This window comes from Rhodanobacter sp. C05, from assembly GCF_002001165.1.
Lineage (GTDB): Bacteria > Pseudomonadota > Gammaproteobacteria > Xanthomonadales > Rhodanobacteraceae > Rhodanobacter.
Genome location: NZ_MUNQ01000013.1, coordinates 38791 through 62562, shown reverse-complemented (window position 1 = coordinate 62562; position 23772 = coordinate 38791). Strand labels below are relative to the sequence as shown.

Below are 23772 nucleotides of genomic sequence, written 5' to 3'. Positions count from 1 at the left end.
GGCGTCATTCCGGCGAAAGCCGGAATCCATTGGCCTTGCGCCATAGCAACATGGATCCCGGCTTTCGCCGGGATGACGGCAAAAACAAGTCATTCGAGGTCACATGAGTCAGCAAATCAGTCCACTTGCCGGCAAACCGGCACCGACGTCGATCCTGGTCGATATCCCCAAGCTGCTGGCCGCCTACAGCGACCTGAAACCCGATCCGTCGGTACCCGCGCAACGCGTCGCCTTCGGCACCTCCGGCCATCGCGGCAGCTCGTTCGATCGCAGCTTCAACGAGTGGCACATCCTGGCGATCAGCCAGGCGATCTGCGAGTACCGCAAGAGCAAGGGCATCGATGGTCCGCTGTTCATCGGCTTCGATACCCATGCGCTATCGCAACCCGCGTTCGAGAATGCGCTGGAAGTGCTGGCGGCGAACGGTGTCGAAACGATGATCGCCACCGGTGGTGAGTTCACCCCGACGCCGGCAATCTCGCACGCGATCCTGGTGTACAACAAGGGTCGCACCAGCGGCCTCGCCGACGGTATCGTGATCACGCCATCGCACAACCCGCCGGACAACGGCGGCTTCAAGTACAACCCGACGAATGGCGGTCCGGCCGACACCGACATTACCAACTGGGTGCAGAATCGCGCGAATGCCTTGCTCGAAGGTGGCCTGAAGGACGTGAAGCGCATGCCGTTCGCGCAGGCGCGCAAGGCCGCCACGACACACGAACACGATTACCTCAACCATTACGTCGCTGATCTCGCCAATATCATCGACTTCGATGTGATCCGCAGCGCCGGCGTGCACATGGGCGTCGATCCACTGGGCGGTGCCGGCGTACACTACTGGGCGCCGATTGCCGAGCACTACAAGCTCGACCTCACCGTGGTCAGCGACGTGGTCGATCCGCAGTTCGCCTTCATGACAGTGGACTGGGACGGCAAGATCCGCATGGACCCGTCGTCGAAGTACGCGATGCAGCGGCTGATTGGCCTGAAGGACCAATACGACGTCGCGTTCGCCTGCGATACCGACCACGACCGCCACGGCATCGTCACCCGCAGCAGCGGCCTGATGGTGCCTAACCACTACCTGTCCGTGCTGATCGACTACCTGTTCAAGCACCGGCCGCAATGGAACGCCAATGCCGCGATCGGCAAGACCGTGGTCAGCACGGCACTGATTGATCGCGTGGCGAAGCGGCTCGGTCGCAAGCTGTATGAAGTGCCGGTCGGCTTCAAGTGGTTTTCCGATGGCCTGTTCGATGGCTCGCTCGGCTTCGGTTGCGAGGAAAGCGCCGGCGCGTCGCTGCTGCGCCACGACGGCTCGGTATGGACCACCGACAAGGACGGCCTGGTGCCGGCCTTGCTGTCGGCCGAGATCACCGCGCGCGAGGGCAGGGATCCGGGCGAGCTGTACGCGCAGCTGACCCGGGATCTCGGCAAACCGTTCGCCGACCGTGTCGACGCGGCCGCCACCCCGGCGCAACAGGCGAAGCTGGCCAAGCTCTCACCCGATCAACTGAAGAGCGACCAGCTGGCCGGCGAGAAGATCGAACAGGTGCTCGACAAGGCACCCGGCAACGGCGCCGCGATCGGCGGCATCAAGGTTGTCGCCGCCAGCGGCTGGTTCGCCGCGCGACCGTCCGGCACCGAAGCGATCTACAAGATCTACGCGGAAAGCTTCAAGAGCCCGGACCATCTGCAGAGCCTGCTCGCCGAAGCACAGAAGATCGTCGACGCCGCGCTCGCCTGAGCCACGCTTTCCACCTTACGTCATCCAGGGAACCACCATGTCCAGCGCACTCGACCAGCAATGCATCAACACACTTCGCTTCCTGTCGGTGGACATGGTGCAGAAGGCCAACAGCGGCCATCCCGGGCTGCCACTCGGTGCCGCGCCGATGGCGTACACGTTGTGGACCAAGCAGCTGAAGCATCACCCGGCGAATCCGCACTGGCCCGACCGCGACCGCTTCGTGCTTTCCGCCGGCCACGGCTCGGCCCTGCTGTACAGCCTGCTGCACGTCACCGGTTACGCGCTGTCGCTGGACGACCTCAAGCAGTTCCGCCAGTGGGGCAGCAAGACACCGGGACATCCCGAATACGGCCACACGTCCGGTGTCGAAGTGACCACCGGGCCGCTCGGCCAGGGCCTGGCGAATGCAGTCGGCATGGCGATCGGCGAGGCGCATCTGGCTGCGCGTTACAACCGCGATGGCCATGACGTGATCGATCACCGCACCTGGGCGATCGTCAGCGATGGCGACCTGATGGAAGGCGTCGCCAGCGAAGCCGCCTCGCTGGCCGGGCATCTGAAACTGGGCAAGTTGGTCTGCCTGTACGACGACAACTACGTCACTCTCGCCGCCGGCACAGACATCACGTTTTCCGAGGATCGCGCGAAGCGCTTCGAGGCCTATGGCTGGCAGATCATCCACGTGGCCGACGGCAATGATGTGGATGCGATCAGCGCCGCGCTGGACGCCGCCCGCGCCGACACTGCGCGGCCGTCGCTGATCCTGGTGCGCACGCATATCGGTTTCGGTTCGCCCGAGCAGGACAGTTTCAAGGCGCATGGTTCGCCGCTCGGTGTCGAGGATACGAAGAAGACCAAGCAGAACCTCGGCTGGCCGCTCGAACCCGATTTCCTGGAACCGGAGCCCGCGCTGGCACATTTCCGCGAGGCACTCGAACAGGGCGCCAAGGCGGAAGCCGAATGGAATGGACGTCTGGACGCCTATGCCAAGGCGTTCCCCGATCTTGCGAAAGAATTGCAGGGTCGCCTGCGCGGTGAACTACCGGCAGGCTGGGACGCGGACATTCCCGTGTTCCCCGCCGATGCCAAGGGCCTCGCCACCCGCGTCGCCAGCGGCAAGGTGATGAATGCGCTTGCAGCGAAACTACCTGCGCTGTTTGGCGGTTCCGCCGACCTCGACTCCTCGACGCATACCAATCTGAAAGGGTTCGGCGACTTCAACCCGGCTCCTACGCCGGGACAAGATACGCAAGGTTCCGATAGCGCCGGCTGGAGCTATGCCGGCCGCAACCTGCATTTCGGCGTGCGTGAGCACGCGATGGGCGCGATCAGCAATGGGCTGGCCGTGCACGGCGGCTTCCTGCCGTACGGCTCGACCTTCCTGATCTTCTCCGACTACATGCGCCCGGCGATCCGCCTCGCCGCGCTGATGGGCGTGCACGTGGTGCACGTGTTCACCCACGACAGCATCGCGGTAGGCGAGGACGGCCCCACGCATGAACCGGTGGAACAGCTGGCCAGCCTGCGCGCCATCCCCAACCTCACCGTGATCCGTCCCGCCGACGCGAATGAAACCGCAGAGGCGTGGAAGGTGGCGGCGCAATCGGAGAAGCATCCGGTATTGCTGGCGCTGACCCGACAGGATCTCCCCACGCTCGACCGCACGCGCTACGCCAGTGCCGACGGCGTGCGACAGGGCGCCTATGTGCTGAGCGACGCGAAGGACGGCAAGCCCACGTTGATCCTGCTCGCCAGCGGTTCCGAAGTCGCCCTGATCCTCGCCGCTGCCGACCAGCTGCAGGCCGAAGGCGTCGCGGTGCGCTGCGTGTCGATGCCAAGTTGGGAATTGTTCGATGCGCAGCCGCAGAGCTACCGCGATCAGGTGCTGCCGCCGAATGTCTCCGCACGACTCGCTGTGGAGCTGGGCGTCTCGCAGGGCTGGGATCGCTACGTTGGCGCAAAGGGCGACATGCTCGGCGTCAACCGCTTCGGCGCCTCCGCGCCGGCCAGCGTGTTGCTGCGTGAGTACGGCTTCACGGTGGACAACGTGGTTACGCGGGCGAAGGCGCTGCTGGCACGGTAACCCATCGCCGCCGAGGGCGACCTCGGCGGCAGCGGCATGCTTAGTTGCGCGACTGAAGCTTCGACAGCAGCCGCAGCAGTTCCAGGTACAGCCAGACCAGGGTGACTACCAGCGCGAACGCGCCATACCATTCCATGTACTTCGGTGCGCCGGCGTTGACGCCGGATTCGATGAAGTCGAAGTCGAGTACCAGGTTCAGTGCGGCGATCACCACCACGACCACACTGAATGCGATACCGATACCGCTATGGCCGTTGATGAAGCCCATCGAATGGCCGAAGAAGCCCATCGCGAAATTCGCCAGGTACAGCAGCATCACGCCACCGGTGGCAGCGACGATACCTAGCTTGAATTTCTCGGTGACCCGGATCAGTCCACTGCGATAGGCCAGCAGCAGCGCGGCCATGGTGCCGAAGGTCAGCCCCACCGCCTGGATCACGATGCCCGGATAGCGCATCTCGAAGATCGCCGACAGCGCGCCGATGAAGACACCTTCCACCAGCGCATACAGTGGTGCGGTGATAGGCGCCCAGGTCTTCTTGAACGAGGTGATCAGGGCCAGGATCAAACCGCCGATCGCACCACCGAGCACCAGCGGGAACATCGCCGGCATGCTGGCCGGGCCGCTGAACTGACTCCAGCTGTACATCGCGCCGACCAGCACCAGGATCAGCAGCAAACCGGTCTTGTTGACCGTGCCATTCAGCGTCATCGCCTCGTCGCCGCGCGAAACGACTGCACCGCTGGCCGCATCGAGGAAGGTGTTCTTGTTGAGTGCCGGATTGCCGCTTTGCATGTTCGTCTCCCATGAGATGCCCACCATCGTAGCCGTCCCGCTACCGGCTTGACAGCGATGCTGCGCCGATACGCCGCGCATGTCGCTGCACTGCTACGCGGAAACTACGCGACAATGCGACCATCTCGAATGTCGCGGAGTTCCAATGAATCCCCCCACCCTGCGTATTGCCACCCGCAAGAGCGCGCTGGCGCTATGGCAGGCCGAGCACGTCGCCGCCCTGCTGCGTGCGGCGCATTCGGGACTGACCGTGGAACTGGTGCCGATGAGCACACGCGGCGACGAGATCCTCGATCAGCCACTGGCGACGATCGGCGGCAAGGGACTGTTCCTGAAGGAACTCGAGGTGGCGATGCTGGAAGGCCGTGCCGATCTGGCGGTGCATTCGCTGAAGGACGTGCCGACCCAGCTGGAGCCGGGTTTCGTGTTGCCGGCGATCCTGCCGCGCGCAGATGCGGCCGATGCGTTTGTCAGTAATGACTACACGGATCTCGACGCGCTGCCCCATGGCGCACGGGTCGGCACTTCGTCCCTGCGGCGGCAGGCGCAACTGCGCGCGTTGCGGCCGGACCTGGTACTGCTCGACCTGCGCGGCAATGTCGGCACCCGGTTGGGCAAGCTCGATGCCGGCCACTACGACGCCATCGTGCTGGCCTGCGCCGGACTGGAACGGCTCGGACTGGCTGCACGCATCCGTGCCCGGCTGGCCGCGCCGGACTGGCTGCCGGCGCCCGGCCAGGCGGCGATTGCGATCGAGGCACGCGACAACCAGCCCGCTGTACTTGCCCTGCTGGCTGCGCTGGACGATGCCGACACCCGACTGACGATCAGTGCCGAGCGGGCGATGAACCAGGCATTGGGTGGCAGTTGCACGGTGCCGGTCGGTGCCTGGTGCGTGCTGGGCGAACACGGCCTGCATCTGCGTGGCATGGTCGGCGATGCGACAAACGGCCGGCTGTTGCATGCCGAGGCCAGCAGCGCAGGCGATCAGGCGATCGCGCTGGGCCAGCAGGTGGCCGCGACCCTGCTGGCGCAAGGCGCCGACAAGCTGCTCGGCCTCTGAACCGGACACCATGAAGAAAACGGCCCTGCCGCATGCGCGGGAGGGCCGTCGATGTGATCAGCCTTGGGCTGGATCAACTCAGAAGCTGTAGACCAGGTTGGTGGTGGCCAGCGTATCCATCTTCTTGATGCCCGGCAGCACGTCGCTGTTGTGGCGCACCTCGAAACCCACCTTCAGCGCCAGCTTCTTGGTCATGCTGACCGCCAGGCCGGCATCGTTCTGCAGGTAGGTGTTCTTCGAGCCCGCTTCCATCAGGAACGTATCCTCGAACGAGGTGTTGTCCGAGATCTTCAGCTTGTAGTTGACCAGACCACGGGCAACCACTTCATTCAGGGTCGACTGCTGCTGTGGCACCAGCACGCCGCCCACCAGCACGTCGACGTTGGCCGGGCGGTATTCCTTGTAACCCGGACCGATTTCGAACGACAGCTCGTTGCGCTCGTCCTTCAGGGCGATGTAGCCGTAACCGAGCGAAATCACGCCCTGCCACAGGTTGGCGCCGAATTCGTCGTGCTCATAACGGGCGGCACCGACAATGTAGCTGCGCTGATCGAACTTGTAGCCGACCGAGGCGCCGGTGTCATAACGGTTCGCAGTGGTATTGAATTCGTTGATTGTATTGCCGGAGGTGTCGACCACCTTAAGCTGGCTCTTGGTACGCAGCGCGTCGAGGAAGAAGTTGTTCTTCCACTGATCGTTTTCCTGGCTCAGACCAAGCTTGGCGTTGATGTTCTGCGAACGCGTGTTGCCGGTGGCAGAGGCGAAGCCGAACTCGCCGGAACCGGTCCAGCCACCATTGTTGCTGGCGGTGCTGGCATTGGTGCTGTCCTGGGCCTGCACGGCAAAGGTCGTGAGAGCCGTCAGCAGCAGGCCGGCGATCAAGGTCTTTTTCATCGGGGCAGTCCATTTGTTAATTAATAGTGATGCGTACCTTAACGATTTGGCTTGAACACCCAATGAACGCTTGGCGGCGCGGTTCAGGCTGTTCTGTGATTTCAGCTTGGTCGGCAACGCCATTGGCAGTGTGCTCGATGCAAGCATTGTTCCGGCACCAGCGATGCACACACACGACAGCCCAATACTTGTGGCGCAATGCACGGCTTGCGGCCACCACGGCTCGCCACCATGCTACATAACGCCCTTCCCCACGATATGCCGCCGAATCCATGGATCGTTACGAACGCATACTGACCCTGCACCGCCTGCTGAAATCAGCGCACTACCCGGTTCCGCTGTCGCGCCTGCTCGGTGAACTGGAGTGCTCGCGCGCCACGCTGTATCGCGACATCGCGTTTCTGCGCGATGCATTGCGCGCACCCATCGAAAGCGCCGGTGGTGACCAGGCCGCGTTCCGCTACGAGGTCGGCGAGGGCGAACGCTTCGAATTGCCAGGACTGTGGCTGACCTCCGACGAGCTGTCCGCGCTGCTGGCCCTGAACGAGCTGATCAGCCGCTCCGGTCCCGGCGTGCTGGCCGGTGCACTGGCTCCGTTCAAGGCGCGCATCGAGGGGCTACTGTCCGATCAGGGCAGTGGCAAGGCATTGCCGATCGAACGCATCCGGGTAATCCCTTGGGGCGAGCGCAAGCTCGACCAGCAAGTATTCCGCATTGCCGCCGGCGCAGTGCTGGAGCGGAAGCAGCTGCGTTTCCGCTACCGCGCACGCACCACCAATATCGACAGCCACCGCACCGTATCGCCGCAACGGCTGACCCATTACCGCGACAACTGGTATCTGGACGTGTGGGATCACGACCGCGAGGCATTGCGCAGCTTCGCGGTGGATCGCATCGCCGAAGCGCATGCGCTGGATGCCGCGGCCACCGATGTCGCGGAAGGCGATCTCAACGAACTGCTCGCCTCCAGCTACGGCATTTTCGCCGGCAAGCCCAAAGCGTGGGCAACCATTCGCTTCTCCTCGCACGCCGCACGCTGGGTTGCCGACGAACACTGGCATTCGCAGCAGAAGGGCGAATGGCTGCCCGATGGCCGCTACGAATTGAAGGTGCCCTACTCCAACTCCAGGGAGCTGCTGATGGACGTGCTGAAGTACGGCCCGGATGCAGAGGTCACGGCGCCGCTGCCGTTGCGCGAGGAAATGAAGATCATGTTGCAGCTGGCACTGGGCGGTTACCAGCAATCGCAGGCATGAGCGAGGCGCCGCGATGAGTCACACCGATATCGCCGATCCCAGCGCGGCACCGGCCGATGCCGTGGTACCGCGCAAGCCCACCATCGCGCTGGCGCTCGGTGCCGGTGGTGCGAAGGGCCTGGCGCATATCGGCGTGATCGAAGAGATCGAGGCGCAGGGATTCCAGATCACCGCGATTGCCGGCACCTCGATGGGCGCCTTGATCGGTGGCGTATATGCGATGGGCAAGCTCGATGTCTATCGCGACTGGGTCTGCACGCTGGCCAGGCTCGACGTGTTCAAGCTGCTCGACTGGACGTTCTCCGGCGGCGGCCTGATCAAGGGCGAGCGGATCATCGGCACGCTGCGCGAAATGATCGGTGACGTCTGCATCGAGGAACTGCCGCTCGCTTTTACCGCGGTCGCCACCGATCTCGATCGCGAACGCGAAGTGTGGCTGACCCGCGGCTCGCTATTCGACGCGATCCGCGCCTCGATCTCGATTCCAACAGTGTTCCGGCCTTACACGATTGGCGAGCGCCGCCTGCTTGACGGCGCCTTGCTCAATCCCGTGCCGGTCACGCCGCTGATCCGCGACCCAGCCGACTACCTGTTCGCCGTCAGCATGGATGGTCCGGCGGAGCTGGCGTCCGTGGTGACTCCAGCCGATGATCCCGTCGACGAGACCAGTTACCGCCACCGCCTCGGCGAATTCTTCGGCCGACTGCTGCCGCACAGCGAAGGCAAGCCACGCGAGCCCGGCGCCTGGGATCTGCTCAATCAGTCGATGGACCTGATGCAGGCGAACCTCTCTCGCTTGCGCCTGGCTGCCTACGAGCCGGATCTGCTGATCCAGCTGCCGCGCAACGTATCGACTGCGTATGAGTTCTACCGCGCCCGCGAACTGATCGAACGTGGTCGCGCGCAGACGCGCGAGGCGCTGGCGCACTGGTCGAAAGCGGCGACACCACAGCGCCAGCCCTGAACGCTTTCTCCGAATTCAGCTGCGTCAACGCGGGCCGTGCGTGCGCAACCAGTTTTCCAGATAAGACTTCAACGCCACCGCGTTGTTGTGCTCCTCATCGCGCGCGCCGTAGAGCAGGGTGACCACATGCCGTGCCGCACGCTCGGCCAGCGGCCGCCAGTGCTCGGCCGCAGCATCCAGCTCGGTGGCGTAGCGATGGCGAAAGCCGTCCCAGCGTGCCGGTTCATGCCCAAACCACTGGCGCAATGCGGTGGAGGGCGCCAGCTCCTTCGCCCATTGATCCAGCGACACGTCTTCCTTCTTCAACCCACGTGGCCACAGCCTATCGACCAGCACGCGATACCCATCGGCTTTCGCGGCCGGTTCGTAGACACGTTTGACGGCAATGCTCACGGGCGATCTCCCGAACGGAAGATTCCCAGCATACGACGGCCGGATCAGCCCGGCGTGATCCGGATCAGAGTTCTTCGACCCTGGTCACCTTGCCGCGCCGCATCAGCCACGCCACGCCACGCAGGTCGGCCAGGCCGACCCAGAGCCGATCCAGCATGCCGTACTTGGACACGCCAGCCGTGCGCGGGCGATGGCTGACCGGCACGCTCTGGCTCTGGAAGCCGGCGCGTTTGACCAGTGCTGGCAGATAACGATGCATGTGGTCGAAGTAGGGCAGGCGCAGGAACACCTCGCGCTCGAACAGCTTCAGCCCGCAACCGGTATCCGGCGTGGCGTCCCTGAGCATGCGCGAGCGCACCGCGTTGGCGATCTTCGAGGAGATGCGCTTGTTGAAGCTGTCGCGGCGGGTGGTACGCCAGCCGGCAAACAGCCGTGTCTCGGCGGCAGCCTTGTCGCGCGCGGCGAGCAGGTTGGGAATGTCGGCCGGGTCGTTCTGGCCGTCACCATCCAGCGTGGCGATCCACGGCGACTGCGCCGCACGCACGCCGTTCCACACCGCCGTGCTCTGCCCACTGCGGGTGACGTGGTGCAGCACGCGCAGCTCGGGATGCGCGACCTTTTGCGCAGCCAGCACGGCACGGCTGTCGTCGCTGGAATCGTCATCGATGTAGATGACTTCGTAATCGACCTTGCCGCGCAGCGCAGCAGCGATTTCGGCGAGCAACGGCGGAATGTTGTCGCGTTCGTTGAAGACGGGGACGACGACGGAAAGTTGCGGCATGGGGAAAGCCTTTCAGCTGGGGCAGCTGCTGCGTCTGGTGCAGCAGCGGGGCAGTTTAATGCCAAGTGGCAGAGCGCGCCTCCTCCCATAGCCTTGACTGTTCCCCCCCCCGCAAGTAGGAGGAGGTTGGGAGGGGGTAAAGCTTTTGACCTTGCGTGGCGGAGAGCAACCCCTCCCCAACCCTCCCCTGCGAGCAGGGGAGGGAGCAAAAGCAAAACCTCAGCGGATCTTGCCGAGGATGCCTTCCAGCTCGTCGTTGCTGTGGTAATGGATCACCAGCTTGCCGCGGCTACCGCGGCCCTGGGTCAGCTCGACGCGAGTGGCGAAGCGTTCGCTGAGTTGACGCTCCAGGTCGGCGATGTTGGCATCACGCGGCGGCGCACTCTTCGCCTTGCCCTTCGGCGCCTGCTGCGCACGTCGGGCCGCCTCTTCCAGCTCGCGCACGCTCCAGCCGTTGCGCGCCGCTTCGAGCGCCAGACCCTCGGCTTCGCGCTCGGGCAAGGTCAGCAGGCAGCGGGCGTGGCCCATCTCCAGCTTGCCCTCATCCAGCAGCTTCTTGATCGAGGCGGGCAGTTCGGTCAGCCGCAACAGGTTGGACACGGCCGCGCGCGAACGGCCGACGGCGTCGGCAGCTTGCTGATGGGTGAGATCGAAATCGTCGATCAGCCGCTTCAGCGCGTCGGCTTCTTCCAGCGGAGTAAGGTCCTGGCGCTGGATGTTCTCGATCAGCGCCATCGCCGGTACCGCGGCCTCCGGCACCACCTTCACCAGTGCCGGCAGCTCGGCCAGCTGGGCACGCTGGGCGGCGCGCCAGCGACGTTCGCCGGCGATCAGCTCGTAACTGTTCTTGCCGATGGAGCGCACCACCACCGGCTGGATCAGGCCCTGCGCCTTGATCGACGCGGCCAGCTCGTCCAGCGCCTCGTCGTTCCAGTGCCGGCGCGGCTGGTACTTGCCCGGCTGGATCTGCTGGATCGGCAGCATGCGCAGCTCGCCTTCCTGCCCGATCACCGACGGCGCAGCTTCGCCGTCGCCACCGAGCAGGGCATCGAGCCCGCGTCCCAATCCACGTTTTTTCGCAGCAGCCATGCTTTATTCCTGATGGTTGGCGAGCGGCGTCTCGAGGATCGCGTCGCCGTCGTCATGCCTTGATGATTCGATGTCATCGACCGGATCGGCGTGCTCGACCGAGTCAGCGCGTGGCGGCAGTCCGCGCTCGCGCCGGATCATTTCGCCGGCCAGGCCGATGTAGGCGATCGCGCCGCGCGAACTGCGGTCGTACAGATGGATCGGCTGTCCATGGCTGGGCGCCTCGGCCAGCCGCACGTTGCGCGGGATGATCGAGCGCAGCACCTTGTCGCCGAAATGCTGGGTGAGCTGGGCGGAAACCTCGTTGCCGAGGTTGTTGCGCACGTCGTACATGGTGCGCAGCAGGCCTTCGATCTCCAGTGTCGGATTCAATCGATGGCGCACCGCCTTGATCGTGTCCAGCAGGCTGGACAGACCCTCCAGCGCGAAATACTCGCATTGCACCGGAATCAGCACGCCGTCGGCGGCGGTCAGTGCATTCAGCGTGAGCAGGTTCAGCGACGGCGGGCAGTCGATCAGGATGGTGTCGTATTTCGCGCCGATCTTCGCCAGTTGCTCCTTCAGCCGATGCTCGCGCGCCAGCGCATCCATCAACTTCAGCTCGGCGGCGGTGAGGTCGCCATTGCCCGGCAACAAGTCGTAGTGACCCTCGGTCGGCACCACCGCCGCAGCGATCTCGACCTCTTCCAGCAATACCTCGCAGCCGCCCGGCTTGGCGTCGCGCTTGTTGATGCCCGAAGCCATGGTCGCATTGCCCTGCGGATCCAGGTCGACCAGCAACACCTTGCGCTTCGCGGCAGCCAGCGCAGCGGCAAGATTGACGGCAGTGGTGGTCTTGCCGACGCCGCCTTTCTGGTTGGCGACAGCGATGATGCGAGCCATGGATGGATAGCTACCGTACGCGGGAGAGGGTTAGTGTAATGCCTACCCCTGCCGAGCGCTTCCCGCCCGATGGGTGCACCTCAGGCATCGATGCGTACACCGCTGGCGCCATCAAACAGATGCAGCCGCTCCATCACCAGGCCCAGCGCCACCGTGCTGCCCGGTTCGGGCAGGACCTGCGGCGCCACACGCGAAACCAGCGGCTGGGTGCCATGGCGCAGGTTGAGGAAGATCTCGTTGCCGACCGGTTCGAGCACTTCCAGCCGGGCGCTCAATGCGGTCGGGCCGGTGGCCTGCGGTTGCAGATGTTCCGGGCGGATCCCCAGGACCACCTCGCGATCGCGCCACGACTGCCACATGGCAGCCTGCGGTGGATCACCCAGGGCGATGTCGCCATGGTCAGTGGTCAGCATCCAGCCGTGATCGCTGCGCAGGGTGCCGCGCAGCAGGTTCATCGCCGGACTGCCGACAAAACCGGCGACGAACAGGTTGGCCGGCCGTTCGTACAGGTTCATCGGCGTGTCGATCTGCTGGATCACCCCGCCATCGAGCACCACGATGCGCTGGCCCAGCGTCATCGCCTCGATCTGGTCATGGGTGACGTAGATCATGGTGGCCTTCAGCTGCCGGTGCAGCCGCGCGATCTCCACCCGCATCGACAACCGCAGCTTGGCGTCGAGATTGGACAGCGGCTCGTCGAGCAGAAACACCCTCGGATCGCGCACCAGCGCACGACCCAAGGCTACCCGCTGGCGCTGGCCCCCGGACAGCGCGCCCGGGCGCGCGGCCAGTCGTGAATCCAGCTCCAGCGTCTTGGCCGCCGCGGTCACGCGGCGGTCGATCTCGGCCTGCTTGTGCCCACGCAGGCGCAGGCCGAAGCCGAGGTTTTCCGCCACGGTCATGTGCGGATACAGCGCGTAGTTCTGGAACACCATCGCGATGTCGCGATCCTTCGGCGCCACCTCGTTGACCACGCGGGCGTCGATGCTGAGGGTGCCGCTGCTGATCGATTCCAGCCCGGCGATCATCCGCAGCAAGGTGGTCTTGCCGCAGCCCGAAGGCCCCACCAGTACCAGCAGCTCGCCATCGGCGATGTCGAAGCTGGCGCCGGCCACGCCGACGTGGCCGTTCGGGTAGACCTTGCGCAGCTGATCCAGATGTACGGCGGCCATCGACATCTCCGGTGCAGTTGGCCACGATGGCCCGTCCCGCCAGAGCATGCGCTTGTCTGCACTTCGGCGGGACGTTGGGCTATTCTGCCCATGTAATCGTTTACATCAAGCGTATCGAGTCGCAGGGAGCCCCATGACACGCCGCAGTTTCCGCTTTCCCGACGGTTTCCACTGGGGAGCCGCCACTTCGGCCTACCAGATCGAGGGCTCACCGCTGGCCGATGGCGCCGGCCCCAGTATCTGGCAGCGTTTCGCGCACACGCCGGGGATGATGCACAACAACGACAACGGTGATGTCGCCTGCGATCACTACCGTCGCTACAAGGACGACGTGCAATTGATGAAGGCGCTGGGCCTGCAGGGTTACCGCTTCAGCATCAACTGGGCGCGCGTGCTGCCCGAGGGTATCGGGCGGGTCAATGCGAAAGGGCTGGATTTCTATTCGCGGCTGGTCGACGAACTGCTGGAGAACGGCATTGTGCCGAATGCCACGCTGTTCCACTGGGACCTGCCGGCCGCACTCGATGACCGCGGCGGCTGGCTCAACCGCGACATCGCGCACTGGTTCGCCGATTACGCCGAAGTGATGTTCAAGGCGCTGGACGATCGCGTACCGCGCTGGTCCACCCTCAACGAGCCGTGGGTGGTCACCGATGGCGGCTACCTGCACGGCGCGCTGGCGCCCGGCCATCGCAACAAGTTCGAGGCACCGATCGCCGCGCACAATCTGATGCGCGCCAGCGGTGCCGGCATCCAGGCGTATCGCGCGCACGGCAGACACGAGATCGGTGTGGTGTTCAACATCGAGCCGAAATACCCGCATTCGGACAGCGCCGAAGATCTCGCCGCGACCCGTCGAGCGCATGCGTACATGAATCAGCAGTTCGCCGATCCGGCGCTGCTCGGCAGCTACCCGCCCGAGCTGCAGGAAATCTTCGGTGAGGCGTGGCCGGATTTTCCGCAGGAAGATTTCAAATTGACCCACCAGCCGGTCGATTTCGTCGGCATCAACTACTACACCCGTGCGGTTGTGAAGCACGATCCAGACGCTTATCCACTGAAAGCGGTGCCGGTGCGCCAACCGAACAGGACCTATACCGAGACCGGCTGGGAAGTGTTCGAGCAGGGCCTCACCGACACGCTGACCTGGTTCAAGGGTCGCTACGGCGATATCCCGCTGTACATCACCGAAAACGGTTCCGCTTTCTACGATCCGCCGGTGGCCGAAAATGCCGTACTCGACGATCCGCTGCGCACCGGCTATCTGCGCAAGCACCTCCAGGCACTGCACCGCGCGATCGAGGCCGGGGTGAATCTGAAGGGCTATTACGCCTGGTCGCTGATGGACAACCTGGAGTGGTCGCTGGGTTTCTCCAAGCGGTTCGGGCTGTACCACGTCGACTTCGCCACCCAGCAGCGCACGCCCAAGGCCACCGCGAAGCTGTATGCGCAGGTGATCGAAAGCAACGGCAGCGTGCTGGACGACTAAGCGCCTTCGGATCAGACGCGGCCGAGTACCAGCAGATGACGCTCGGCCGGCAGTCCCGGCACGCTCAGTTCATGCGTGCCGCGCACCACAAAGCCGGCCGGTATGCCAGGCAACTCTTCATCTGGCCGCTTGCCCTTCATCGCCAGCCAGATTCCGTTCGGTGCAAGCAGATGGCCGCCCCAGCCGAGCATGTCGGCGAGACTGGCGAAGGCACGCGCGGTGATGCAGTCGTACTGGCCTTCGACCTCTTCCACCCGCGACTGCACGGCGCGTACGCCGTCCAGCTTCAGTGCGCGGATCGCTTCGCGCAGGAAGCGGACCTTCTTGCCATTGGAATCGACCAGCAGGATGTCGCGCCCGGGTGCGGCGATCGCCAGCGGAATGCCGGGCAGGCCCGGCCCGGTGCCCAGGTCGGCCAGTGTATTGCCCTGCACATACGGGAGGATCGCCAGCGAATCGAGCAGGTGGCGGGTGATCATCTCCGCCGGATCACGCACGGCAGTGAGGTTGTAGGCGGCGTTCCAGCGCTCCAGCAACGCCTGATAGTCGAGCAGCCGCGATACCGCATCGGCCGACAAGGTCAGCCCCAGTGCGGCGATGCCTTGTTCCAGCCGGGCCTGCAAGGCGTCGCGTGCTGCCATGGTGCTTTCCTGTACGTGTTCGAGGTCGGCAGTATCGGGGCCGGATGGCGACGATGCCAGCGGGTCATGCCTGAAGCAAGCCGGCAAAAGAAAACCCGCCGTAGCGGGTTTCAAGGTTTACAAATCCCCTGTGGCGCGGACGCTCTCGGGCGCCCTGGCGCGATTCACTACTCAGGCTACATCCAGCTCGACCCGGGTCACCATCATGCCGCGTTCGCGCAATGCATGGTTCAACGACTGCTTCAGGCGCGCCCCCAAATCACGGCGATCGGCGCGATCGACCTCAGGTTCATCGCGCAAAGCTTCCTGTGCGCCACGACGGATCAACTGGTCGACCTGTTCGAATACCGCATCGGCGCGCTCCGGCTCCAGCACCTGCCAGTACACCGTACCGCGCACGTCATGTGCATCGGCGCGGGACTCCTCGAAGTGCAGCGTCTGTCCAGCCAGATTGATCTTGTGTTCCACCCGGTCCAGCAACGGCAGCACCAGATGCGTGCCCGCCTGCAGCAGGCGCACCGGCTTGCCATGCCGATACAGGCTGTAGACCTGACCGACCGGCACGCGTTTGACCGCTGCGCTGGCGATCAGCGCGGCAGGCAACATAAGCAGCAAGGTCAGTAGAGTCATCATGGTATTTAAAAACAACAACTTGTCAGTGATTTGTTCAACTGTCGCAACAGCTTAAGTGTACAGTCGGTTGAGCCAGCAAAGATTAACCTACATTTAACAGCGAAAATATCTTTTTAACAAGTGACTGAACCCGTTGAAAGTGCGATGCCGTCCTCAATGACGGATGTTGGTAACGGCCCTGTCGATGCCAGTTCTGCCCCAGCGTGTCAGTCCCAGACCGGAAACCGGGCTGCCTTCGCGTACCTCTCGACGCTTGCTGATTTGAAAGCATCAACCTTGCCAAAGCGCTACAGAAAACTTGCTGCTGACCAGGTCGTTGGCGGAAAAGGAGGATGCGTCCTCACCAATCCGGCAACACCGACCCAACAATTCCTGATGGGTTCCACGCCTTCGTTGTTGCGTTGCCATAAGCATGTTCATCCATGACGACGCGTGGCACGACGCGTGGATGTTGGTTTGTCTATCGGTATCGAAATGGTGCAGGCAAAAACCTGCCGCGGCGCAACAGAAATGCTCGTTTACGAGCGCTTTACAAAACTCCATGAAAACGATTACGTTGGCGCCGCGGCAGGGTTTCGGCATCTTCGGACTACCCCATATGGCGGCAACAACCATCAAAGACGTGGCGCGCGAGGCCGGGGTTTCCGTGGCCTCCGTTTCACGCGCCCTGAATGGCGGCAGCGGTGTCACTGCGGAAACCGGTCAGCACATCCGCGAGGTCGCCAGCCGCCTGCGCTATGTGCCGCACGCAGCGGCACGCACGCTGATCACCCGGCGCACGCATACCATCGGCGCCCTGCTGCCGGATCTGTATGGCGAATTCTTTTCCGAGTTGATTCGCGGCATCGATCTGGCAGCGCGGGCACGCGGCCTGCACCTGCTGGTTTCCAGCTCGCATGAAGGTGCCGATGATGCAGCGGCGGCCTTGCGCGCGATGCAGGGTCGTGTCGACGGCATGCTGATCCTTTCGACGCAAGTGGACGCCGCCTTCCTGCGGGCCAACTTGTCCGCCAGCGTACCGGCGGTGCTGCTCAACAGTGCGGTGAAGAGCAAGACGTATCCCGTCCTCAACATAGACAACCATGGCGGCGCTTACGCGATGGTGCGGCACCTGCTCGGCAGCGGCCACACCCGCGTGGCCCACATCGCCGGCCCAGTCGGCAATTTCGATGCGCAGCAACGCGACGAGGGTTATCGCGCGGCGATGGCCGAACACGCACCAGCCATGCCGCCGCATGTCGTGGCCGGCGACTTCACCGAAGAATCCGGCTACCGGGCCGGCCAGCTGTTGCTGGCGCAGAAGACACGCCCGCATGCCGTGTTCGCCGCCAACGACATGATGGCGGTCGGTTGCCTGTACGCATTCCGGGATGCCGGCCTGAAGGTGCCGCAGGACATCGCACTGGCCGGGTTCGACGACATTCCCATCGCACGCTACATCACGCCGGCACTCAGCACGGTGCGCGTGCGTATCGCGGATCTAGGCCGAAGCGCGCTCGATCATCTCGCCGAACTGTTTGAAGCACCGGAGCAGTCGATCCCGTCCGCGCAAACGCTTGGTTGCGAAATCGTGATCCGCGAAAGCTGCGGGGCAAATCTCACCAGAGCGCCATCCACATAAATGCCCCGTTCGCGAAGAACGTAGCGACCTAAAACAAGTTCAGCAGGTATATCCGGGAGGGGAACCATGAAAGCGCCCACGAACTTCAAGAAGAAACTGCTCGCGAATCTCATCAAGGCCTCGGTGGCTACGTTTGCCGTCGGCACATCATCGCTGGCCATGGCTGCAAGCGCCGATGCCGCTCTCCGCGGCCACGCTGCCGCTGGAGCAGTCGTGACCGCGAAAGCCGTGGACACGGGCGCCGTGCGCCGCACCAAGGCGGACACCGACGGCAGTTACGCCCTGGTTGGCCTGCCGCCAGGCACCTATCAGGTGGATGCCGGTCCGGGTACCGAGCATACGGTCACACTCAGCGTGGCCGCCACCGCCACACTTGATCTGCTCAGCGCGCCGCCGGCCGGCAGCCCCACCACTCTCGGCGCAGTGACGGTTACCGGCGCTGCCTTGCAGGAAGTCAAGACATCCGAAGTGGGCACCCTGGTGTCGCTACGCCAGATCAACGCCACGCCGGAAGCCTCGCGCAATTTCCTTGAGTTCGCCGACACCGTGCCGGGCATGGTGTTCACGCGGGATGCAAGCGGCAATACCAGCATCCGCTCCGGTGCCCAAGCTAGCAGCGCGGTCAATGTCTACATCGACGGTGTCGGTCAGAAGAACTATGTGCTGCAAGGTGGCGTCACCGGCCAGACCGGCAGCCAGGGCAACCCGTTCCCGCAGCTGGCAATCGCCGAGTACAAGGTCATCACCTCCAATTACAAGGCGGAATACGACCAGATCTCCAGTGCCGCAGTCACCGCCGAAACCAAGTCCGGAACCAACGAGTTTCACGGCGATGTATTCGGCAGCTTCACCAACACTCGCCTGCGCGCCGAGACTCCCTCCGAGGAGGCTAACGACTTCAAGACTCCGTCGCACGAAAAGGACTACGGTTTCGACCTCGGCGGCCCGATCGTGCAGGACAAGGCACACTTCTTTATCGCCTACGAAGGCAAGGAATTCGACACTCCGGTCGCCGTGGTGCCGGGCGGTGAAGCCATATACGCGACCCAGCTGCCACAAAGCGCTCAGGCACAGATCGGACCGGCCAGCCTGCCGTTCAAGGAAAACGACTGGTTCGGCAAGATCGACTGGGAACCGACCGACAGCGACCGACTGGAGATGAGCGGAAAATACCGTGACGAAAACGCGCTCAGCGGTATCGGCGGCATCACCACCGCTTCGGCCGCGCTCAACCTGGTCAACACCGACAAACGTTTCGACATCCGCTGGGATCACAGCACGGATAGCTGGTTCAACCGCCTGCAAGCCACCTACGAAAACGCGTTCTACACGCCGACTCCGGTGATCAAGGGCGATGGTGCGCTTTATGTCGAAGCCAGCGACCTGAACCAGAACATCCTGCAAACGGGCAATTCACCGTTGGCACAGCAGAACAAGGGCCAGAAGGGTCCGTCCCTGCAGGACGACCTGACCTTCAACGACTTCGAATGGCATGGCGACCATGTCATCAAGATGGGCGTCAAGTACAAGGCCGTGAAACTGACCGCGCAAGATGCGGGCGACAGCAATGCGCTCTACAGCTATGCGGTGACCCCCACAAACGGTACGGAAGCGATTCCGTACCAGGTGCAGTTCGGCTCGCCGACACCGGGACAAAGTCCGGTCGCCACCAGTACGGACAAGCAGTTCGGCACCTATATCCAGGACGACTGGGCAGTCAACGACCACCTGACCCTGAACCTCGGCATCCGCTGGGATTACGAGGAAACCCCCTCGTACCTCAACTATGTCACCCCGGCCAACGTGATTGCCGCGTTCAACAGCCAGGACCCGAATGCACCGGCCGGACAGACCTATGCGCAGACGCTGGCCAAGGGCGGCGTCAACATCAACGACTACATCAGTACCGGCAACAACCGCAAGGCGCCGAAGAACGAGTTCCAGCCACGCTTTGGCTTCTCCTACGACCTCAACGGCGACCAGGACCACGTGATCTTCGGCGGCATCGGCCGCTCCTACGATCGCGACTTGTACGAGTCGCTGCAGGTCGAGCAGACCAAGTCGGTGCTGTCGCAGCCCACGCTCCTTTTCAATACACCGCTTGAGCCCTGCAACCTTGGTCCAAGCTGCCTGACGTGGGACCCGAAATATCTGGATATCAGCACCCTGCAGGCGCTGGTGGCCGGTACCACGGCCGGCAAGGAAGTTGACATGGTCAACAACAACCTGAAGGCGCCGTACTCCGACCAGTTCAGCATCGGCATGCGCAACAAGATCGGCGACTGGAACACCAGCGCCACGGTGGCTGTCGTTCGCAGCTATGACGGTCTTGTCTACACCCTTGGCAACCGCTATCCGAATGGTGATTTCTGGGAGAACGGCAGCCAGCCCTGGGGCAACGGCATTCCTGGCTTCGGAAGCCTGATCATCGGCAACAACGGCCTGGAAACGCGCACCACACAGTTGCTGCTGTACGCCGAAAAGCCGTATACCACGGAATCTCATTGGGGTACGACGATCGCCTATACCTACACCCATGCACGGCAGAACAACGACAACCAGGATCCGACCGATCAGTACGCTTTCGACGAGGAAACGATCGGCGACTATCCCTTCACCGGCGCTGCGGTCGCCAAGCATCGCCTCGTTGCCACTGGCACGCTGGATGGGCCATGGGGCTTCGTGATGGGTGCCAAGCTGACTTTGGCCACGCCGATTCCTGACCTCAATCTGGCCTGCTACGGTGCGGACACGGCGAGCGGGTGCCGCTCGGTATCGATCGCGCCGCCAGGCAACGGTCGCTTCCTGCTTGGCGGAAAGATCTACGGCTATCGCGATTTCGACTTCCAGGCCACCAAGAACTTCAAGATCTATGGCGGCCTCAACGCCTATGTCCGCTTCGACCTGCTCAATGCATTCAACTGGAACAATTACGTCAACTACCTGGAAAGCTGGGGCTCGAACGGTGTGCTCAACAAGACGCCGGTCATCTACAACCCGACCGGCGATATCACCGGGTATACACGCACCGTGAAAGTCTCGATGGGCATAAGTTTCTAGGATCACGTTTGCAGGCCACCACTCGCAACGATATACCGGCCTCACTCAAAGCCCGCAGCGTGCGGGCTTTGTTTTGCAGTACCTCGTCATGATTACCTTCTTGCTACTGGCAGACTTCCCATGACCGACTCTCGCATCAAGAACATTGTCATCGTCGGCGGTGGCACCGCGGGCTGGATGGCCGCAGCGGCGTTCTCCAAGGTCCTCGGTGCCGAGTATTCGATCCGGCTGGTGGAATCCGAAGAGATCGGTACGGTCGGTGTCGGTGAGGGTACGGTGCCTCACCTCAAGCTGTTCAACGATCTGCTCGGCATCCACGATATCGAGTTCATGCAGAACACCCAGGGCACGTTCAAGCTCGGTGTGCAGTTCAATGACTGGAGTCGCCTCGGTGATTCGTACATCCATGGCTTCGGCACGATAGGCCACAACGTGAGCCTGCTGCCGTTCCACCAGTTCTGGATCAAGGCCATGCAGAAGGGCGTGGCTTCGGATATCGGCGCCTACTGCATCAACACGCTGGCGGCGCCGCGCGGCAAATTCATGACCTCGGCCACCGACGTACCTGCCAGTTCGCCGCTGGCTGATATCGCCTACTCCTATCAGTTCGACGCGACCCTGTATGCGAAATTCCTGCGTGGCTACGCCGAGAAGCGTGGCGTGCGCCGCACCGAGGGCAAGGTCGCGCAGACCGTGCTGCGGCCAGATGACGGCTTCGTCGAGGCGGTGGTGCTGGAGAGCGGCGAACGCGTCGAAGGCGAGCTGTTCATCGACTGCTCCGGCTTCCGCGGCCTGCTTATCGAACAGGCGCTGCACACTGGCTATATCGATTTCACCCACTGGTTGCCATGCGACCGAGCGCTGGCCGTCGCCTGCGAGAAGGTCGAGCCACCCACGCCTTATACGCGCGCCTCCGCGCGCCCGGCCGGCTGGCAGTGGCGCATTCCGCTGCAGCACCGAACCGGTAACGGCTACGTGTATTCGAGTGCGCATGTCAGCGACGACGAGGCGGCGGCGACCTTGCTCAAGCATCTCGACGGCAAACCGATGGGCGACCCGCGCCTGCTGCGCTTCACCACCGGCGTGCGCAAGAAATCCTGGAACAGGAACGTGGTGGCGCTGGGTCTGGCCAGCGGTTTCCTGGAACCGCTTGAGTCGACGAGCATCTACATGATCCAGTCGGGTATTGCGCGGCTGCTCAACCTGTTTCCGCAGCGCGATTTCAGCGAAATCGTGATCGATCGCTACAACGCGCAGGCGACGTTCGAGTACGAGCACATCCGCGATTTCCTGATCCTGCACTACCACGCCACCGAGCGCGACGACACGCCGTTCTGGAACCAGTGCCGCACCATGTCGATCCCGGCGCAGCTGCAGGACAACATCCGCTTGTTCAAGGACAGTGGTCGCTTCTTCCGCGATGCCGAGGAAATGTTCGCGACCACGAGCTGGGTACAGGTGATGTTAGGTCAGCGCATCATGCCGCAGAGCTACCATCCGTTGGTCGACCAGATGCCCGACAAGGAGCTGGTCGGGTTCATGGCCAGCGTCGGCCAGGTGGTCGCCAGCTGCGTCGATGCGATGCCGTCGCATCAGGCGTTCATCGATCGCCACTGCATTGCACCGAGTGTAGTGGCTTGACCATTCCCCCGAGCCGCCTGACGGACAACCGCCACACGGCTCTGCATGACTCCCCATTGTGAGATCGAGCACTTCATCATGCACGACAAGCTTTTCCGGACCCTGCAAGCAACCGTACTCACCACTCTGCTCGTGCTTGGCGCGGGCTGGCAATCGCCGCTCGCCGCCAGGACACCCGACCATGGCTACGCTGCGATGCCCAGGCAGCAACAGCAGCTGGTCGACGATCTGGAGCAGCGCACATTCGAGTGGTTCTGGCAAAGCGCGAATCCGAAGACCGGTTTGGTACCCGACTCGTACCCTGGCCATTCGTTCTCCAGCATCGCGGCGGTCGGCTTCGGTCTGACCGCTTACGGCGTCGGCGCTGAGCGCGGCTACATCACACGCGAGCAGGCGATCGAGCGCACCCTCGCGACCTTGCGCTTCTTCAGGCATGCGCCGCAGAACGACAGCGAGGACGATGCCGCCGGCTACCACGGTTTCTACTACCACTTCCTCGACATGCAGACCGGCAAGCGGGCGATGCGCTCTGTCGAACTTTCCAGTGTCGACACTACCCTGCTGCTCGGCGGCGTACTGTTCGCCGAGTCGTACTACGACCGCGACACGCCGCAAGAGAAGGAGATCCGGCAACTCGCCGATGCGATCTACCGCGATGTCGACTGGACCTGGATGCAGCCGCGCAAGCCGCTGATCAGCATGGGCTGGACGCCGGGCGGCAAGTTCATTCCGGCCGACTGGAAAGGTTACGACGAGGGCATGCTGGTCTATATCCTCGCGCTCGGCTCGCCAACCCATCCAGTCGAACCCGATGCGTGGGCGGCGTGGCTGTCCACCAACCCGCGGACCTGGGGCAAGTTCTACGGCCAGACCTTTCTGAACTTCGCTCCGCTGTTCGGCCACCAGTACACCGAGGTCTGGGTCGACTTCCGCGGTATCCGCGATGCCTGGAGCCGCGAGCACGATCTCGACTACTTCGAGAACAGCCGCCGCGCAACTTATGCGCAGCGCGCCTACGCGATTGCCAATTCCGGTGGCTGGACCGGTTACGGCGCCAATATGTGGGGCCTCACCGCCAGCAATGGTCCGGGCGACTTCGTCGTGAAAAGCGCGACGGGTGAACACCATTTCGACGGATACACCGCACGCGGCGCTGGCCTGGATTACATTTCCGACGACGGCACCATCGCACCGACCGCGGCTGGGGGCTCGATCGCGTTCGCACCGGAGATCGTGATACCCGCATTGCAGGAAATGAAGCGACGATACGGCATGTCCATCTACAACCGGTACGGCTTCGTCGATGCATTCAATCCGAGCTTCCATGCGAAGACCGAACTGCGCACCGGCAAGCTGGTGCCCGAGCTGGGCTGGGTCGACACCCTGCAGCTGGGTATCGACCAGGGGCCGATCGTGCTGATGATCGAGAACTGGCGCAGCGATTTCGTGTGGAAGGTGATGAAGAAGAATCCGTATATGCGCAAGGGGCTCGAGCGCGCCGGTTTCAGCGGCAGCTGGCTGGGCGCAGAAACACCGACGAAATGAATCTCGGCGGCCGCCC

19 protein-coding genes are annotated in these 23772 nt (G+C 63.4%); 10 read left to right on the top strand and 9 right to left on the bottom strand.

Going from position 1 to position 23772, the window contains the following annotated elements:
• Window positions 1-103 precede the first annotated feature (103 nt).
• Window positions 104-1750: a phosphoglucomutase (alpha-D-glucose-1,6-bisphosphate-dependent) gene (pgm, locus tag B0E51_RS13045; protein WP_077445332.1), complete on the top strand. Its 1647-nt coding sequence runs from the start codon at window positions 104-106 to the stop codon at window positions 1748-1750.
• A 37-nt stretch (window positions 1751-1787) separates the two neighbouring features.
• On the top strand, window positions 1788-3836 hold the full coding sequence (gene tkt / locus B0E51_RS13040) for a transketolase (RefSeq protein WP_077445331.1): 2049 nt from the start codon (window positions 1788-1790) through the stop codon (window positions 3834-3836).
• Window positions 3837-3876: 40 nt separating this feature from the next.
• On the opposite strand, the gene B0E51_RS13035 is transcribed toward tkt, so the two are convergent.
• The gene (locus B0E51_RS13035; protein WP_077445372.1) at window positions 3877-4632 is read right to left on the bottom strand and encodes a Bax inhibitor-1/YccA family protein; all 756 of its coding nucleotides are present in this window, start codon (window positions 4630-4632) and stop codon (window positions 3877-3879) included.
• Between the two features lie 145 nt (window positions 4633-4777).
• On the opposite strand from B0E51_RS13035, the gene hemC reads away from it, so the two are divergent.
• A complete protein-coding gene (hemC, locus tag B0E51_RS13030) occupies window positions 4778-5695 on the top strand; it encodes a hydroxymethylbilane synthase (RefSeq protein WP_077445330.1) in 918 nt (305 codons plus the stop codon).
• Window positions 5696-5773: 78 nt separating this feature from the next.
• Here the strand turns inward: hemC and B0E51_RS13025 are convergent, their stop codons facing one another.
• Window positions 5774-6589, bottom strand: coding sequence for a DUF481 domain-containing protein (locus tag B0E51_RS13025; protein WP_077445329.1), 816 nt, complete (start codon window positions 6587-6589; stop codon window positions 5774-5776).
• A gap of 272 nt (window positions 6590-6861) precedes the next feature.
• On the opposite strand from B0E51_RS13025, the gene B0E51_RS13020 reads away from it, so the two are divergent.
• Together B0E51_RS13020 and B0E51_RS13015 are read left to right on the top strand one after the other, a co-directional pair.
• Window positions 6862-7845, top strand: coding sequence for a YafY family protein (locus B0E51_RS13020; protein WP_077445328.1), 984 nt, complete (start codon window positions 6862-6864; stop codon window positions 7843-7845).
• 13 nt (window positions 7846-7858) lie between these two features.
• Window positions 7859-8809, top strand: a complete 951-nt coding sequence (locus B0E51_RS13015) for a patatin-like phospholipase family protein (protein ID WP_077445327.1) — start codon at window positions 7859-7861, stop codon at window positions 8807-8809.
• A 24-nt stretch (window positions 8810-8833) separates the two neighbouring features.
• Here B0E51_RS13015 and B0E51_RS13010 read toward each other — a convergent pair whose 3' ends face one another.
• From B0E51_RS13010 to ugpC, 5 genes are all read right to left on the bottom strand, one after another.
• The gene (locus tag B0E51_RS13010; RefSeq protein WP_077445326.1) at window positions 8834-9202 is read right to left on the bottom strand and encodes a DUF488 domain-containing protein; all 369 of its coding nucleotides are present in this window, start codon (window positions 9200-9202) and stop codon (window positions 8834-8836) included.
• Window positions 9203-9266: 64 nt separating this feature from the next.
• Window positions 9267-9983 carry a glycosyltransferase gene (locus B0E51_RS13005; RefSeq protein ID WP_077445325.1) on the bottom strand — a complete coding sequence of 239 codons (717 nt, stop codon included), beginning with the start codon at window positions 9981-9983 and terminating at the stop codon, window positions 9267-9269.
• A gap of 219 nt (window positions 9984-10202) precedes the next feature.
• Window positions 10203-11072: a ParB/RepB/Spo0J family partition protein gene (locus tag B0E51_RS13000; protein ID WP_174570671.1), complete on the bottom strand. Its 870-nt coding sequence runs from the start codon at window positions 11070-11072 to the stop codon at window positions 10203-10205.
• 3 nt (window positions 11073-11075) lie between these two features.
• Window positions 11076-11954 (bottom strand): ParA family protein, encoded by an 879-nt coding sequence (locus tag B0E51_RS12995; RefSeq protein ID WP_077445323.1) that lies wholly within the window; start codon window positions 11952-11954, stop codon window positions 11076-11078.
• A gap of 80 nt (window positions 11955-12034) precedes the next feature.
• Window positions 12035-13126 (bottom strand): sn-glycerol-3-phosphate ABC transporter ATP-binding protein UgpC, encoded by a 1092-nt coding sequence (ugpC, locus tag B0E51_RS12990; RefSeq protein WP_077445371.1) that lies wholly within the window; start codon window positions 13124-13126, stop codon window positions 12035-12037.
• Window positions 13127-13259: 133 nt separating this feature from the next.
• Between ugpC and B0E51_RS12985 the strand changes: the two genes are divergently transcribed.
• Window positions 13260-14615, top strand: coding sequence for a GH1 family beta-glucosidase (locus B0E51_RS12985; protein ID WP_077445322.1), 1356 nt, complete (start codon window positions 13260-13262; stop codon window positions 14613-14615).
• Window positions 14616-14626: 11 nt separating this feature from the next.
• Here the strand turns inward: B0E51_RS12985 and rsmG are convergent, their stop codons facing one another.
• Both rsmG and B0E51_RS12975 read right to left on the bottom strand, forming a co-directional pair.
• Window positions 14627-15256, bottom strand: a complete 630-nt coding sequence (rsmG, locus tag B0E51_RS12980; protein ID WP_077445370.1) for a 16S rRNA (guanine(527)-N(7))-methyltransferase RsmG — start codon at window positions 15254-15256, stop codon at window positions 14627-14629.
• Between the two features lie 171 nt (window positions 15257-15427).
• Window positions 15428-15889 carry an SPFH domain-containing protein gene (locus B0E51_RS12975; RefSeq protein ID WP_077445321.1) on the bottom strand — a complete coding sequence of 154 codons (462 nt, stop codon included), beginning with the start codon at window positions 15887-15889 and terminating at the stop codon, window positions 15428-15430.
• 598 nt (window positions 15890-16487) lie between these two features.
• Here B0E51_RS12975 and B0E51_RS12970 point away from each other — a divergent pair.
• The 4 genes from B0E51_RS12970 (at window position 16488) to B0E51_RS12955 (ending at window position 23756) form a co-directional block, all read left to right on the top strand.
• Window positions 16488-17510: a LacI family DNA-binding transcriptional regulator gene (locus B0E51_RS12970; protein ID WP_077445369.1), complete on the top strand. Its 1023-nt coding sequence runs from the start codon at window positions 16488-16490 to the stop codon at window positions 17508-17510.
• A gap of 66 nt (window positions 17511-17576) precedes the next feature.
• Window positions 17577-20570, top strand: a complete 2994-nt coding sequence (locus B0E51_RS12965; protein WP_077445320.1) for a TonB-dependent receptor — start codon at window positions 17577-17579, stop codon at window positions 20568-20570.
• A gap of 120 nt (window positions 20571-20690) precedes the next feature.
• Window positions 20691-22211 (top strand): tryptophan halogenase family protein, encoded by a 1521-nt coding sequence (locus B0E51_RS12960; protein WP_077445319.1) that lies wholly within the window; start codon window positions 20691-20693, stop codon window positions 22209-22211.
• 45 nt (window positions 22212-22256) lie between these two features.
• The gene (locus tag B0E51_RS12955; RefSeq protein ID WP_254424518.1) at window positions 22257-23756 is read left to right on the top strand and encodes a glucoamylase family protein; all 1500 of its coding nucleotides are present in this window, start codon (window positions 22257-22259) and stop codon (window positions 23754-23756) included.
• Window positions 23757-23772: the final 16 nt, after the last annotated feature.